Genomic DNA, 15,312 nt, shown 5'->3' on the forward strand with positions numbered 1-15,312 from the left:
GATATGGACAGCGCCCGTCAAGAATGTTGTTCTTTCAGTACTAAAGCTCACATTGCATATGAAGAGCGCTAAAATCAAAAGCACTGTGTCAGTCGCTGGAAGCCCCAGGGTTAACCCTCTGCCCGTCAGCAGGCTGGCGGCTGCGACCGCCGGTATTGTCAAACCGATTGTGGCGCAAGCGGAACCCATCGCGACATTCAAACCGCGTTGCAGCTCATTGTTGAGTGAAGCGCGAACCGCCGAAATGGCCTCCGGCATCAACACCAGCCCGGCGATCATTGCCCCCACAATACTGTCAGCCTGGGTCACCTGGTAGGCAACGAGCGTATCTTCGACGCTTGCCGCGACCTGCTCGGCGAGCATGACAATGCCGATCAGGCCGGCCATCAGCAACAGAGCGCTGGCAAAGACGCTTTCGTGAGGAGCAGTCCGCAGCGAAACGCCGTGGGCCTGCCCTTCGACAAAGTCTTCTCGGTGGCGGACAGTCTGCGCGAACACAAAACTTGCATAAAGCAGCACCGAAAGCACGCTCACAAAGCCAAGTTGAGCTGCCGAAAATGTGCCCGGCCCCGTAGCTTGTGTGTAGGTCGGCAGAATAAGCGTCATGATGGTCAGCGCGATCAGAACCGCCAAATATGCGCTGGTCCCTTGTCGAACAATTGCCTGCTTGCGATGGCGCCAGCCGCCAAGCGCAAGACACGTGCCGACGACGCCGGTAGATGCAATCATCACCGTTGAAAAGACGGACTCACGTGCAAGCGTAGGGTTGTTCTCTCCATGCAGCATCATGGAAACGATGATCGACACCTCGATTGCCGTCACGGCAAAAGTCAGCACCAATGTGCCGTAGGGCTCTCCTACACGCCGAGCCACCGCCTCGGCGTGGTCGAGCACCACGAAAATGGTGGTGAACATGATCGCACTCGAAAGCGCTCCGACGAGTATCCTGACGCCCAGCGAACCTTCGTCCGCCGACAGCCCGCCTGCCCTGACGGCGACAGCCATCACCAAGGCGGCCAGCGGCATCGCATATGAAGTCACCGAACGTCCGAAACCGCTCATGCAAGCCCCTGCGCGCTGCTGCGAACCGTGGCTGCATTCGCGCACCGACAGATCGAAGCGTTCACCCGTTCACGCCGTCTTCTGCGTCACCAAGCCCAGTTCCTCCACCATCGCCTCGCGCATCAGGAACTTCTGCGGCTTGCCGGTCACCGTCATCGGCAATTCGGTGCGGAAGCGGATGTGGCGGGGGATCTTGTAATGGGCGATCTGGCCGGCGCAGAAGTTTCTGACCTCCTGCTCGGTGGCGATCTGGCCGGGCTTGAGCACGATCCAGGCGCACAGCTCCTCGCCATATTTGGCGTCGGGAATACCGAACACCTGCACCTCCTTGACCTTTGGATGGCGGTAGAGGAATTCCTCGACCTCCCTGGGATAGACGTTCTCGCCGCCGCGGATGACCATGTCCTTGACCCGGCCGACGATGTTGCAATAGCCCTCGGCGTCGATGGTGGCGAGGTCGCCGGTGTGCATCCAGCCGTCGGCGTCGATCGCCTCGCGGGTCTTGTCGTCGTCGTCCCAGTAACCCTTCATCACCGAATAGCCGCGCGTGCAAAGCTCACCCGGTACGCCGACCGCAACTGTAGCGCCATCGGCATCGACCGCCTTGACCTCGACATGGGGGTGGATGCGCCCGACGGTCGAGACGCGCTTTTCCAGGGGGTCGTCGACGCCGCTCTGGAACGACACCGGGCTGGTCTCGGTCATGCCGTAGGCGATGGTCACCTGTTCCATATGCATCAGCGACACCACCTTTTTCATCACCTCGATCGGGCATGGCGAACCGGCCATGATGCCGGTGCGCAGGCTGGAGAGATCGAAGGCGGAAAAATCCGGATGATCCAGCAGAGCAACGAACATGGTCGGTACGCCATAGAGCCCGGTGCAGCGTTCCTGAGCCACCGCCTTCAGCGTGGCGCCGGCGTCGAACCCTTCTCCCGGGAAAACCATGGTGGCGCCTTTCGAGACGCAACCCATCGTGCCCATCGACATGCCGAAGCAGTGGTAGAGCGGCACTGGTATGCAGAGCCGGTCGTCGGCGGTCAGCTTGATCGCCGAAGTGACGAAATTGCCGTTGTTGACGATGTTGCCGTGGGTCAGCGTCGCGCCCTTGGGGGCTCCCGTGGTGCCTGAGGTGAACTGGATGTTGATGGCTTCGCCCGGCTTCAGCTTCTCAGAGATGCGGTCGAGGCTGTCATGCTCGTCACGCCCGGCCATGGCCAGCACATCACCGAAATTGAACATGCCGGGCGAGTTCTCGTCACCCATGCGGATGACGATCTTCAACGCCGGCAGTTTTTGTGCCTTGAGCTTGCCCGGCGTGGCCTTGGCGATCTCGGGTGCCAGCGTCTCGATCATGCCGAGATAATCTGACGTCTTGAACCTGGCAGCGGTGACCAGCGCCTTGCAGCCGACCTTGTTCAGCGCATAGTCGAGCTCGGTCAACCGGTAGGCCGGGTTGATGTTGACCAGGATCAGGCCGATGCGGGCGGTGGCGAACTGCGTCACCAGCCATTCCCAGCGGTTGGGCGACCAGATGCCGACGCGATCGCCCTTTGCCAGGCCCAGTGCCAGGAAGCCGGCGGCCAGCGCATCCACCGTGTCCGAAAGTTCGCTCCAGGTGAAGCGCTTGTTCTGGTCGACGAAGACGGCGGCGTCGAGCGTGCCATATTTGCTGACCGTCTCGGAAAACAGCGCGGGGATGGTCTTGTCGAGCAGCGGCACGCTGCGTTCGCCAGAGACATGCGCCCTACCATCGACGGGTGCGACGAAGACACCGCCCGCTCGCGCTCCGCGTCCGCGCAGATTGCTGGCATTCTTCAGCTCGTCGAGATTGACCGGCATCGCTCTCTCCTCCCGGGATTGGCCGAGCCTATCAGCCTGAGGGGGTGGTGAAAATCCCGGCGATAGTCGTGGCAGGGCAACGATCCGGCCCACGACGCTTCGGGGCCTTCGTTGGTTGATGAACATCAAACGCAAAAACCCGCCTGGGCGGCGGGTCACTGGCGCAAATCAGCACCATAGGTAAAAATGTAGCATAGCTGCTCTCACCAGTCAAGGAAATAATTCCTATACAGGAAAGCCCCGGCGCAAGGCTACCGACACCGCGGGACGGCCGCCGTCAGGGTTTTCAAGCCGGGTTCGGAGCCGTGAGGGGCAGCGGGCGAAGGCCCGCCGCTATCCGACCGCAGCCGCCATCTTCGCCGCGATGTCGCGCAGGACCGCTTCATCGGCCGCCGCCCGTGTCTTCCTGGACGCCACGAGACAAGCCTGCGAGCGAAGGACGAGGCCATCGCCCAGCACCTTGAGATGATTGGCGCGCAGCGTCGAGCCGGTGGTTGTGATGTCGACGATGACATCGGCCAGTCCGGCCGCCGGCGCACCTTCGGTGGCCCCCAGGCTTTCGACGATGCGATAAACCTGGATGCCGTGCTTCTGCGAGAAGAATTGCTGGGTCAGCCGCCAGTATTTGGTGGCGATGCGCAGCCGCCGGCCATGGCGCTGGCGAAAATCGGCAGCGACGTCGTCGAGGTCGGCCATGGTGTCGACATCGAGCCAGATGTCCGGCACGGCCACCACGACATCGGCATGGCCAAAACTGAGACGGGCGACGATTTCGGCGCGGCTCTCCCAGTCGGCAAGGTTTTCACGCACCAGGTCCTCGCCGGTGATGCCGAGATCGACGGCACCCTGGCCGATCTCGCCTGATATCTCGGAAGCCGACAGGAACACCACTTCGACATCGTCCAGGCCCTCGACGCGGGCGTGGTATTTGCGCTCGTCGCCGGGCAGGCTGACGGCTAACCCGGCTTTGGCCAGCACGTCCAGCGCCTGCTCTTTCAGGCGGCCTTTGGACGGGATCGCCAGCGTGATCATGGCGCCGTCTCCCGCAATGCCTCGATGCGGTCGAGCCAGACCGAAAAGCCGACGCCGGGGATCGGCGTCTTGGCGCCAAGCAAGGTCAGCAGCCGGTCATAGCGGCCGCCGCCGACCAACGGCCGGTCGCCATTGTCGGCCGCGATTTCGAAAACCAGGCCGGTGTAGTAGTCGAGCGGGCGGCCGAACGCGGCGTCGTAGCGGATTTTATCGGCCGGCAAGCCATGCGCTTCGATCGCCTTGGCGCGGGCTGCGAACTTTTCCAGCGCGACATCGAGTGACAGACCGGCGTCGGCGGCGAAGGTCTCCAGCGCCTGGGCCGCGCGATCTAGCGGAACGTCGATCGCCAGAAAATCCTTCAGCGCGGAAAACGCCTCGCTCGACAGCCGAACGCTGCGCAATTCGGCTTTCTCGATCAGCCGCCGGGCAATGTCGGACGGCGCGCGTCCGGCGGACGCCGACAGGCCGGCCTCTTCCATGCCGCTGGCGATATGGGCGGAAAGACCGTCCAGATCACCGTCGAGGACCAGAGCGGCGACCGGACCCGAGAGCTGGCTGTTGCGCGGCGGGTTGGCAAGATCGGCGAGTGCCGCCTCAAGCATCGGCGACGAGCCGAACGCGCGGGCAAGACGCATGCGCCAGCCGCGCGGCAGGCCAAGGGCGGCCAGCACCGCCTCGAAAATGGTCTGGTCGCCAAGCGTGATCGCCAATGCCTGGCCAGGCAGCACCAGCGACAGCAGCGCATGCGCGTCGGCCACCGAGCGGGCATCCGCTTGCGCGGTATCGCGGTCGCCGAGATCCTCGATGCCGGCCTGGAAGAACTCGTTGCCGCCTTCGCGGCGCTGGCGAAACACCTCGCCCAGATAGGAATAACGGCGCGGCGTGCCGGCCTGCGAACTTATGTGGTCGAGGCAGACCGGAATGGTGAATTCCGGCCGCAGGCAGAGCGTCTGCCCCGTTTCGCTTTCGGTGAGGAAGATCCGGCGGCGCAAATCCTCGCCGGCCATGTCGAGGAACGGGTCCGCCGGCTGCAATATGGCGACCTCGACGGCGTGCGTGTTGCGCGTGGCGAAGAGGTTGGTGATGTCGGTGGAGATGGCGGGGGTGCGGGAGGTCAACTTGCTGACCTCAGTGCTGCACGACCCTCTGGTCCCAAACCAGAGGCGCCAACGCGGCCTCTACTTGCCACGCGCCCTCTCCTCAGCCTGCGCCGCCAATATCTTCCTCACCTCGACGACCAGCTCGCCCTCCGCCACAGTCACCTGTGCCGGGCGCGCCGCGCGCCATTCGGCGTTGTCTGATATTTCGGCCGACATGCGCGCGCCTTCGATCAGGTCCTTGATCTGCAGCTCGCCCTTGGCGCGCTCGTCGCCGCCCTGGATGATGGCGACCGGACAGCCGCGACGGTCGGCATATTTGAGCTGCGCCTTCATGCCGGCGCCGCCGAGATACATTTCGGAACGGATGCCGGCGGCGCGCAGCTCCGCCACCATCTTCTGGTAGCGGCCGAGGCTGTCGGTGTCCTTGTCCATCACCAGCACGACGACCGGCGCAATCACGTCCGAGGCATCAAGCTTGCCGAGGTTCTTCAGCGCGGTCATCAGCCTGGAGACGCCGATGGAAAAACCGGTTGCCGGCACCGGCTCGCCACGGAAGCGCGAGACGAGGCCATCATAGCGCCCGCCGCCACCGACCGAACCGAAGCGCACGATCTGGCCGTCTTCGTTGGGGATTTCGGCCAGAAGCTCGGCTTCGAAGACAGGGCCGGTGTAGTATTCGAGGCCGCGCACGACCGAGCGGTCCATGGCAATCCGGTCTTCGTCATATCCGGCCGCCCTGACCAGCGCTTCAATCGTGGCGAGTTCGCCGACGCCTTCCTGGTAGATCGCGTTCGAACTGACCATGGAATCCTGGCCGGCCTGTATAGTCCTCGCAGTCGCGAGAAGAACCGCCTCGGCTTGCCCGTTGTTCAACCCGGCGCCCTTGGCGAAGTCGCCTTCGCCCTCCTTGCCGCCGTCCCAGCGGCCCGGGCCAAGCAAAAGCTTCACGCCTTCCGGCCCGAGCTTGTCGAGCTTGTCGATCGCACGCAGCACCGTCAGCCGGCGGCCGGCATTCTCCTCGCCGCCAAGGCCGATCGCCTCCAGCACGCCATCCAGCACCTTGCGGTTGTTGACGCGGATGACGTAGTCGCCGCGCTTGATGCCCAGCGCTTCCATGACGTCGGCCATCATCATGGCCATTTCGGCGTCGGCGGCCACACCCGGCGTGCCGATCGTGTCGGCATCGAACTGCATGAACTGGCGGAAGCGGCCGGGGCCGGGCTTCTCGTTGCGGAACACCCAGCCTGAGCGATAGCTGCGGTAAGGTTTTGGCAGCCGCTCGTAATTCTCGGCGACATAACGCGCCGTCGGCGCGGTCAGGTCGTAGCGCAGCGACAGCCACTGGTCGTCGTCATCCTGGAAGGAGAACACGCCTTCGTTCGGCCGGTCCTGGTCGGGGAGGAATTTTCCGAGCGCATCGGTGTATTCGATCAGCGGCTGGTCTGCCGGTTCGAAGCCGTAAAGCTCATAGACCGAGCGGATCGTCGCCATCATCTTCTCGACGGCGCGGATGTCCTCGGCGCTGCGGTCGGCAAAGCCGCGCGGCAGTCGCGCTTTCGTCTTTTCCGATTTATCGGCCATGGGGTGTTTGCTCGGCGTTTTATGATGCTTGCAGGTCGGCAATGTTGCGATTTTCGCAACGCGGGTGTCCTAACCGAAGAGGTCGGATGCGGCAAGGGTCAGACCTCTGGCGCTGCCGATGAGAGAAGGCGACGCCGCACCTCCTTGAAACCAATCCGGACCGCAAATGAAACAATCCCGCCATGCGTGCGGCATCGTGCCGACACAATCGCCGCCGATAAAGCGCGGGAATGAGGGGTTCGCGGCCATGACCAGCACAGCAAGATTCCATGCCATCGACAGCGATGCCGGATTGTCCGCACGCTTGCGCCCGGCCGACATCAACGTCCCGAAAATGGTCAGCCAGGCTGCCGGACCGTTCGAAGTACCCGCCGACACCGGCAAGGGACCATCCATGCGCGACGCGTTGATGACCGGCCTGCTGGTGATCTATCCGACCCTGGCCACGGTGGTGGCGATCGTCGCCGGCCTGGTGCTGGCCAGCGCCAACGGCACCTGAGCCTATTTCGGCCGCCTGAAAGCCTTCCGCTGCTTCTCGACCTCTTGGCGGCAGGCGCAGCCCTCGAGGTGGTCGTTGACCAGGCCCATGGCCTGCATGAAGGCGTAGACCGTGGTCGGGCCGACAAAGCTCCAGCCGCGCTTCTTCAGCTCCTTCGAGATCCGCACCGAGACGGCCGTTGTCGGGTTCGCGCGCAGATGGGCGAGGTCGACGATTTGCGGCCGCTCGTCCTTGCCGGGTTCGAACTTCCAGAACCAGGCGGCCAGTGAGCCGAATTCGTCCACCATTTCGCGGGCGCGCCTGGCGTTGTTGATGGTCGAGACGATCTTGCCGCGATGGCGGATGATGCCGGCATTGCCGAGCAGGCGCTCGACATCCTTGTCGGTGAAGCTTGCTACCTTGTCGAATTCGAAATTGGCGAAGGCTTCGCGAAAATTCTCCCGCTTGCGCAGTATGGTCAGCCACGACAGGCCCGACTGAAAGCCTTCCAGGCAGATCTTTTCGAACAGCCTGCGGTCGTCGGCCACAGGCCGGCCCCATTCATGATCGTGATAGTGCAGATAGTCGGGCAGATTGCCGTGCCAGAAGCAGCGCGCGACACCGTCGGGGCCGGCGAGCAGGCCGGTGTGTTCCTTGTCCATAGGCCAAAATCCGTTCGTTAACGCGCTTTGCGCGGCATTTACTGCGGCTTTACCAGATTCGTGAACCCGGCGGTAACCACACCAAAAGGTTTACTGACAAAGCCGCATTTTACGCATTCCGATTCATGTTTCGGTTGCTGCTTGCGCGCCAATGATCGCCGAACCGGGAGGACGTTTCCACCCGTTTGTATCAGACGATCAAGGTGCGTTACGATGAAGACAGTGTTGTTTCCCGTGCTCGGCGCCGTGGCTGTGTTTGCCGCCGGCGTCACACCCTCAACCGCCGGCGACCGCTATGCCGACAGGCCGCCGGTGATGGTGAGCCCCGACCTTTCCGCACCCTGGGTGCTGCAGCTTGGCCATGCGCCCGGCATCGTGCGCCAGAACCGGCAGGTGGTGCAGCAGCAGCGACGCCTGCGCCCGGCGCAGCCCGACCGGGTGCAGACGGCGGCGGTGCAGCCGCCGGCCAAGCGCATGGTCGCGCGTCCCCAGATCAACCCGATCTACCTGCCGCAGGAAGTCGACTATGACGGAGGCCAGAAGCCGGGCACGATCGTCATCGACACCACGCAGAATTTCCTCTTCCTGGTCGAGAAGAACGGCAAGGCAAGGCGCTATGGCGTCGGCACCGGCAAGCCGGGCTTCGAATGGTCGGGTACGCACAAGATCACCAACAAGCGCGAGTGGCCGGACTGGCGCCCGCCGGCGCAGATGATCAAGCGCGAAGCCGCCAAGGGCCGCTATTTGCCGACCTATCTTGCCGGCGGCATGGAGAACCCGCTTGGTGCCCGTGCGCTCTACCTCGGCACCACCGAATACCGCATCCATGGCACCAACCAGCCGTGGACGATCGGCGGCGCGGTGTCGTCGGGCTGCATCCGCATGCGCAACGAGGACGTCGTCGATCTCTATGAGCGGGTCAATGTCGGAACCACGGTCGAGGTGATATAATAGTCCTTGCGAATCACCTGGCCGGCAAAGCAGTCCGCGTTTCGAGGCCAGTTTAGGGATACGGGGGACGGGCCGTATGGGGATGCGGCCGGTCAGGAAGGGCAGCACGGGAAACCGCGCTGCCCTTTCCGTTTTGAGCAGAAATCGAGGGCAAAAGGCCACCCACGCGTCGCGCAACGGGCATAGCGGTTCGCTTTCATGCTGCCCTTTGCCGCATTCTTTTGCTATCTCGGTGGCAAGTTCCACAAAAGAGTTCACCCATGCCTCTGTCCGAAGACAGCCGTTATCTCAAGGGCGGCCCGGTCGCCCAGCGCATCATCGCCGCCGTTGCCGAGGACGCAGCGATCGCCAAAGCCGAGGGTTTTCCGCCCAAGCTGATCTCGATCACCGTCGGCGACACCGATGCGGTGGACGTCTATGTGCGCAACCAGCGCGCCAAGGCTGAGCTCGCCGGCATCGATTTCGAGGAACGGCGCTTTCCCGCCACCATCACAGCAGGCGAGTTGGAAGCTGCGATCCACGGCCTGAATGCCGATCCGCGCGTTACCGGCATCATCATCCAGCGGCCCGTGCCAGCGCATATCCCCATCAAGACGCTGCAAGCGGCGGTGCATCCGCTGAAGGATGTCGAAGGCATGCATCCGGCCTCGATCGGCAACATCGTCTACAACCAGCTCGATCTCGCGCCTTGCACGGCGGCCGCCTCGGTCGAGCTGCTGAAGGAGACCGGCCTCGACCTCAAGGGACTGGAAGTCGTCATCGTCGGCCATTCGGAAATCGTCGGCAAGCCGATCGCCTTCCTGTTGATGAGCGAAGGCGCGACGGTGACGGTCTGCCACCACATGACGCGATCGGTCGCCGCCCATGCAAGGCGCGCCGATGCGCTGTTCGTTGCCGTCGGCAAGCCGCGGCTGATCAAGGCCGACATGGTCAAGCCGGGCGCTGCCGTCATCGACATCGGCATCAATTCCGAAATCGCCCCCGACGGCTCCAGCCGCATCGTCGGCGACGTCGACACTGAAAGCGTGCGCGAGGTCGCCTCCTGGATCACCCCGGTGCCGGGCGGCGTCGGCCCGATCACGGTCGCCATCCTGCTGCGCAACACCATGGTCGCGCTCAGCCGCCAGCGCGCGCTTTATGAGGCGACCTACGGTACGGCCGACAGGCTTGCGGCGGAGTAAGGACAGGGCGACCTATTCCGCAGCGATCAGGCTTTCTTCCAGAACACCTTCCGGCTTCGGCCCACCATAGGCCCAGTCGAGCAGCTTTATCGTGTGCACCACCGGCATCTTCGCGGCGGAAGCGATTTGCGTGATGCAGCCTATGTTGCCGGTGGCGACGATCGAGGCCCCCGTCGCCTCGATGTTTTTCACCTTGCGGTCGCGCAGTTTGGCCGAGATCTCGGGCTGCAGGATGTTGTAGGTGCCGGCAGAGCCGCAGCAGAGATGCCCTTCGCGCGGCTCGCGCACGATGAAGCCGGCCTTGGCCAGCAGTTCTTTCGGCTGGCGGGTGATCTTCTGGCCGTGCTGCATCGAGCAGGCCGAGTGATAGGCAACGACAGTGCCCGGCTTGCGAACCGGTTCGGGCAGGTCGAGGGTCGAGAGATATTCGGTAACGTCCTTGGCCAGTGCCGAGACGCGTGCGGCCTTGTCGGCATAGGCCGGGTCGAGCCGCAGCATGAAACCGTAGTCCTTGATCGTCGTGCCGCAGCCCGAGGCGGTGATGACGATGGCATCGAGCCCGCCCTGGTCGAGGGCGCGTGTCCAGGCGTCGACATTCTGCCTCGCCGAGGCAAGCGCGGCCTGTTCGCGCCCCATATGATGGACCAGCGCACCACAACAGCCTTCGCCCGGCGGCACCAAGACCTCGACGCCGAGCCGCGTCAGCAGCGAAATCGTCGCCTCGTTGATGGCGGGATCGAGCACCGATTGCGCGCAGCCGGTGAGGATGGCGACACGACCTCTTTTGGTCCCCTGCCCGACATGGATGCCCGGCGAGCCTATCGGCGAAGCTGCCGGGATCGACGCCGGCGCAAGCTTGAGCATCGCACTGAGCGGCTTCAGCGCCGGAACCTTGTCGAACAAGCCTATGAACGGCTTGCCCAGCTTCGCCAGCTTGAGCGCGGCGCGAAAGCGCTGGGGATAGGGCAGTACGAAGGCCAGCATGGCGCGGGTCAGGCGGTCGAGCAGTGGCCGCTTGTAGGTCTCCTGGATATGGGCGCGGGCATGGTCGACCAGATGCATGTAGTTGACGCCCGACGGGCAGGTGCTCATGCAGGCAAGGCACGACAGGCAGCGATCGATATGGGTGACGATCTGCTTGTCGGCCGGACGGCCTTTTTCCAGCATGTCCTTGATCAGGTAGATGCGCCCGCGCGGTGAATCGAGCTCGTTGCCGAGTGTCACATAGGTCGGGCACGTCGCGGTGCAGAAGCCGCAATGCACGCATTTGCGCAGGATCTTTTCCGATTCCGCGACATGCGGATCGGCAAGCTGGGCAAGCGAAAAATTGGTCTGCATCGCTGATGTCCTAGGCCATGCGGCCGGGATTGAAGATATTCTTGGGGTCGAATTCCTGTTTCAGGCGGACCGATAGTGCAGCAAGAGCGGGCGGCTGCGGCTCGAACACCGGTAGAGCGGCGCGATGCGAGGGTGCGGCGCGCACCAGCGTCGCATGGCCGCCGCCATGTTTCCTCAACAGCCCGCGCAGCAGAGCGGCTTCCGGATCGCCCTGTTCCATGCGCAGCCAAACCAGTCCGCCCTGCCAGTCATAAAAGGCGCTGACGGCGGCCTGCATGCGCAGCGTCAGGACCATCTGGTGGCTCTGAGAAGGCGTCATCGAGATGCGCCAGACCGGCTTCTCGCTGCCGTCGGCGAAAGGCCTGCAATCGCGAACGTCGCGCCAGATCAGCCGTGAAACCTCGCCGCCAATCTCCTCCAGCGGGCCGGCATTGCCGAGCAGCGTTTTCAGCGCGGCGATGCGGTAGGCGACCGACGGGCCGAAACCCTCGACGCGCAGCAGCGTGGCAGCCTCGCTGCCGAGACTGCCGCTGGCGACGCGCGCGGCGATCCGCTCCGGCAGGTGGGCGGCACTCGACACTTCAGCACTCGAGCCAAGCGCCAGGGCCATGGCGGCGGCCGCGGCATCGTCGAGCAGGCTACGGATGGCGAGCGTGACTTCGGTCTCGGCTGCCGGCAGCACCTTGAAGGTGACGTCGGTGAAGACGGCCAGCGTGCCCCAGCTGTTGGCCATCAGCTTCGACATGTCATAGCCGGTGACGTTCTTGACCACGCGACCGCCCGACTTGAAGGCCTCGCCACGACCGGACACCACATTGATGCCCAGGACATGGTCGCGCGCGGCCCCCGCCTTGAGCCGGCGCGGACCGGAGAGGTTAGCGCCGAGCACACCGCCGATCGTACCTTTGCCCGGTTCGCCACCAAGCAGCGGGCCGTAATCCATCGGCTCGAAAGCGAGCTGCTGGCCGTTTTCCGCCAGCAGTTTTTCGATCTCGGCCAACGGTGTGCCTGCCTTGGCCGACAGCACCAGTTCAGCCGGTTCATAGAGCGTGACGTCAGATAATTTCGACAGGTCGAGCGTGTGTTCGGTTTGCAGCGGCCGGCCGATGCCACGCTTGGAGCCATGGCCAAGGAGTTCGAGCGGCGCCTCTTCCGCCACGGCCCAGGCTATGGTGGAGAGGACTTCGGATGGGGTGGTCGGGGTGAAGGTGGTCATGAAGAGACCGCGCCAGATGCGAGTTCGGATATGCCGAGTTCCCTGGCGCCCCCCTCTGTCCTGCCGGACATCTCCCCCTCAAGGGGGGAGATCAGATGTCGCATATGGCTTCGCCAATCTTCAATGATGACGGAAGGGCGAGGCGCGCAAGCTGCCAATCTCCCCCCTTGAGGGGGAGATGTCCGGCAGGACAGAGGGGGGTGTTCACGCGCCGTCATCACCCTCAAAACCTCGGAATGTCCGGAAACGCCACCTGCCCGCGGTGCACATGCATCCGCCCAAGCTCGGCGCATCGCCGCAGCTGCGGAAATACTTTTCCCGGGTTGAGCAGATGGTTGGGATCGAAGGCACATTTGACGCGCATCTGCTGGTCGAGATCGATCTGGGTGAACATTTCCGGCATCAGGTCGCGTTTTTCCACGCCCACACCGTGTTCGCCGGTCAAGACGCCGCCGACCTTGACGCAGAGCCGCAATATATCGGCGCCGAAACTTTCGGCCTTGTCGAGTTCGCCCGGTACGTTGGCGTCGTAGAGGATCAGCGGATGCAGATTGCCGTCACCGGCATGAAAGACATTGGCGACGCCGAGACCGTATTTTTCCGACAGCTCGCGCATGCCGGCGAGCACGCGCGGCAGCTCCTTGCGCGGGATGGTGCCGTCCATGCAGTAGTAGTCGGGCGAGATGCGGCCGACGGCCGGAAACGCCGCCTTGCGGCCGGCCCAGAAGCTCAGCCGTTCCTGTTCGGACTGCGAAATGCGGCAGGTGGTCGAGCCGTTCTTGTAGGCGATCGCCTCGACCAGCCCGATCAGATGATCGACCTCGACGCCCGGCCCGTCGAGCTCGACGATCAGCAGCGCCTCGACATCGAGGGGATAGCCGGCATGAACGAAATCTTCCGCCGCATGGATCGCCGGCCGGTCCATCATCTCCATGCCGCCCGGGATGATGCCGGCGCCGATGATGTCGGCAACGCACTGGCCGCCCTGCTCGCTGGTCGGGAAGCCGATCAGCAGTGCACGTGCCGTCTCCGGCTTCTTCAGGATGCGCACGGTGACCTCGGTGACGACGCCGAGCAGCCCTTCGGACCCGGTCATGACGCCGAGCAGGTCGTAGCCTTCCGCATCGAGGTGACTGCCGCCCAGCCGCACCACCTCGCCATTCATCAGCACCATCTCGATGCCGAGCACATTGTTGGCTGTGAGGCCGTATTTCAGGCAGTGCACGCCGCCGGAATTCTCCGCGACATTGCCGCCGATCGAGCAGGCGATCTGGGAGGATGGATCGGGGGCGTAGTAAAAGCCCTCCTGCTCGACGGCGGTGGTGATGCCGAGATTGGTGACGCCCGGCTGGGCAACGACGACGCGATTGGGAAAATCGATCCCGAGGATACGGTTGAAACGGCTCATGACCAGCAGCACCGCGTCCTCGAGCGGCAGCGCCCCGCCCGACAGCGAGGTGCCGGAGCCGCGCGGCACGACGCGGATGTTGCGGTCGTTGCAGTATTTCAGCACGCGCGAAACCTGCGCCACCGTTTGCGGCAGCACGACGACCAGCGGCAGCTGCCGATAGGCGGTCAAGCCGTCGCTCTCGAAGGCGCGCATGGAATTGGCGGCGTCGACGACGCCCTCACCCGGCACGATGATGCGCATGTCGGCGACGATCTCGTCGCGCCGGCGCATCGTGGCATCGTCTGGTTTCGGCATGGCCAGGCCGGACATCAGCAGCCTCATTTCGCTTGACTGGTCAAAATCTTTTACCAGTGAAGCGCGTTGGGTGCAAATCCTGTAATGGCGGCGAATCCAACTTCAAGGCGGAGACAGGCTTACGCAGCGGCAATCTGCCGCTGCTATTCGCCGGGCGGCTTGCCGGGTTCGGAGTGCATCCGGCGCACGCGGCGCACGCCCCACCAGACCAGCAGGATGGCGACAGGCACCGAAGCAGCGGTAATGATCTCCGGCGCGAAGGCATGGCCGAAGATCGAGGCGCCCTTGGCGACATAGCCGACAAGGCCGACCACATAATAGGAGACGGCGGCGACCGAGAGCCCCTCGACGGTCTGCTGCAGGCGCAATTGCAGGCGGGCCCGGTTGTTCATCGAGGCAAGCAGGTCGCGGTTCTGCTTCTCGACCTCGACATCGACCCAGGTGCGCAGCAGCGTCGTGGCGCGGGTCAGTTTTCGCGATAGATTTTCCTGCCGCTCCTCGACCGAGCGGCAGGTGCGCATTGCGGGCGCCACACGGCGCTGCAGGAACCCGCGCCATGTGTCATAGCCGGGCACAGCCTCTTCCTCGAGTGCGTCCAGCCGTTCGCCGACGATGCCGTCATAGGCGCGGCTGGCGCCGAAACGGTAAAGGCTCGACGCCGCGTCCGCCTCCAGCTCCGCCGCAAGTTCGGTCAGATCGGCCAGCAAGGTCTGGCTGTCCCGTGTCCCGGCGACCTTCATTTCCAGCGTGGTCTGCGCCAGCCGGTCTTCGATGCGGCGGGCGCGGCCGGACAAGGTCAACGCCAGCGGCAGGCCGAGCATGGCCAGCGTCCGATAGGTCTCGATGTCGATAAGCCGCTGTGACAACGCGCCGGTGCGCGCCGGGGTCAAGCCGCGATCGAGCAGCAGCATGCGCGTCAGGCCATCGCCATCCTGGCGAAAATCGGTGACGATGGCGGCGTTTCCGCGCTCGACCAGCGAGTAGCACAGGCTGGTCGGATCGAAACCGGCTATCAGTTGCTCGCTTGCTTGCGTCCATTTGCGGATTTCGAGCCTGATGCCGGAGATGCAGGTTCCCGGCGGGGAAAACCCGTTGCCGAAGGGTGAGTCCTCCTGCGTCCTGCCGCTTTCGGAAAGCGGCCCTTCCCACAAATAGGTCGAGAAT

The 15,312-nt window shown here is 64.0% G+C and carries 13 protein-coding genes; 3 read left to right on the forward strand and 10 right to left on the reverse strand.

Features of this window, described 5'->3' with window-relative positions:
- The 5 genes from ENZ75_RS04435 to hisS all read right to left on the reverse strand — a co-directional run.
- Nucleotides 1-1,062: calcium:proton antiporter (locus tag ENZ75_RS04435; RefSeq protein WP_128277920.1), on the reverse strand; the 1,062-nt coding region annotated here is incomplete at its 3' end.
- A gap of 69 nt (nucleotides 1,063-1,131) precedes the next feature.
- Nucleotides 1,132-2,904 (reverse strand): AMP-binding protein, encoded by a 1,773-nt coding sequence (locus ENZ75_RS04440; protein ID WP_024502336.1) that lies wholly within the window; start codon nucleotides 2,902-2,904, stop codon nucleotides 1,132-1,134.
- A 333-nt stretch (nucleotides 2,905-3,237) separates the two neighbouring features.
- Nucleotides 3,238-3,936, reverse strand: a complete 699-nt coding sequence (gene hisG / locus ENZ75_RS04445; RefSeq protein WP_063170132.1) for an ATP phosphoribosyltransferase — start codon at nucleotides 3,934-3,936, stop codon at nucleotides 3,238-3,240.
- The gene (locus ENZ75_RS04450) at nucleotides 3,933-5,054 is read right to left on the reverse strand and encodes an ATP phosphoribosyltransferase regulatory subunit (protein WP_063170131.1); all 1,122 of its coding nucleotides are present in this window, start codon (nucleotides 5,052-5,054) and stop codon (nucleotides 3,933-3,935) included. The genes hisG and ENZ75_RS04450 overlap by 4 nt, the downstream gene beginning before the upstream one ends.
- A 60-nt stretch (nucleotides 5,055-5,114) precedes the next feature.
- The gene (hisS, locus tag ENZ75_RS04455; RefSeq protein ID WP_027160986.1) at nucleotides 5,115-6,617 is read right to left on the reverse strand and encodes a histidine--tRNA ligase; all 1,503 of its coding nucleotides are present in this window, start codon (nucleotides 6,615-6,617) and stop codon (nucleotides 5,115-5,117) included.
- Nucleotides 6,618-6,864: 247 nt separating this feature from the next.
- Here hisS and ENZ75_RS04460 point away from each other — a divergent pair, with 247 nt between their 5' ends.
- Entirely contained in the window at nucleotides 6,865-7,116 is a 252-nt protein-coding gene (locus tag ENZ75_RS04460) for a hypothetical protein (protein ID WP_024502332.1), read from the forward strand.
- A gap of 2 nt (nucleotides 7,117-7,118) precedes the next feature.
- Here the strand turns inward: ENZ75_RS04460 and ENZ75_RS04465 are convergent, their stop codons facing one another.
- A complete protein-coding gene (locus ENZ75_RS04465) occupies nucleotides 7,119-7,757 on the reverse strand; it encodes a DNA-3-methyladenine glycosylase I (RefSeq protein WP_013530355.1) in 639 nt (212 codons plus the stop codon).
- A 213-nt stretch (nucleotides 7,758-7,970) separates the two neighbouring features.
- Between ENZ75_RS04465 and ENZ75_RS04470 the strand changes: the two genes are divergently transcribed.
- Together ENZ75_RS04470 and ENZ75_RS04475 are read left to right on the forward strand one after the other, a co-directional pair.
- Nucleotides 7,971-8,708 (forward strand): L,D-transpeptidase, encoded by a 738-nt coding sequence (locus ENZ75_RS04470; RefSeq protein WP_032808011.1) that lies wholly within the window; start codon nucleotides 7,971-7,973, stop codon nucleotides 8,706-8,708.
- A 260-nt stretch (nucleotides 8,709-8,968) separates the two neighbouring features.
- Nucleotides 8,969-9,889: a bifunctional 5,10-methylenetetrahydrofolate dehydrogenase/5,10-methenyltetrahydrofolate cyclohydrolase gene (locus ENZ75_RS04475; protein WP_027160988.1), complete on the forward strand. Its 921-nt coding sequence runs from the start codon at nucleotides 8,969-8,971 to the stop codon at nucleotides 9,887-9,889.
- Nucleotides 9,890-9,901: 12 nt separating this feature from the next.
- Here the strand turns inward: ENZ75_RS04475 and glcF are convergent, their stop codons facing one another.
- The 4 genes from glcF to ENZ75_RS04500 form a co-directional block, all read right to left on the reverse strand.
- Entirely contained in the window at nucleotides 9,902-11,227 is a 1,326-nt protein-coding gene (gene glcF, locus ENZ75_RS04480) for a glycolate oxidase subunit GlcF (RefSeq protein WP_063170130.1), read from the reverse strand.
- A gap of 10 nt (nucleotides 11,228-11,237) precedes the next feature.
- Complete coding sequence (locus ENZ75_RS04485) at nucleotides 11,238-12,443, reverse strand: FAD-binding protein (protein ID WP_024502329.1); 1,206 nt, start codon at nucleotides 12,441-12,443, stop codon at nucleotides 11,238-11,240.
- A 223-nt stretch (nucleotides 12,444-12,666) separates the two neighbouring features.
- Nucleotides 12,667-14,163 carry an FAD-linked oxidase C-terminal domain-containing protein gene (locus ENZ75_RS04495; protein ID WP_013530350.1) on the reverse strand — a complete coding sequence of 499 codons (1,497 nt, stop codon included), beginning with the start codon at nucleotides 14,161-14,163 and terminating at the stop codon, nucleotides 12,667-12,669.
- A 128-nt stretch (nucleotides 14,164-14,291) separates the two neighbouring features.
- Nucleotides 14,292-15,312: DUF3422 family protein (locus ENZ75_RS04500; protein WP_128277921.1), on the reverse strand; the 1,021-nt coding region annotated here is incomplete at its 5' end.

It is taken from the genome of Mesorhizobium sp. M7A.F.Ca.CA.002.04.1.1 (genome assembly GCF_004022805.1).
Lineage (GTDB): Bacteria > Pseudomonadota > Alphaproteobacteria > Rhizobiales > Rhizobiaceae > Mesorhizobium > Mesorhizobium ciceri.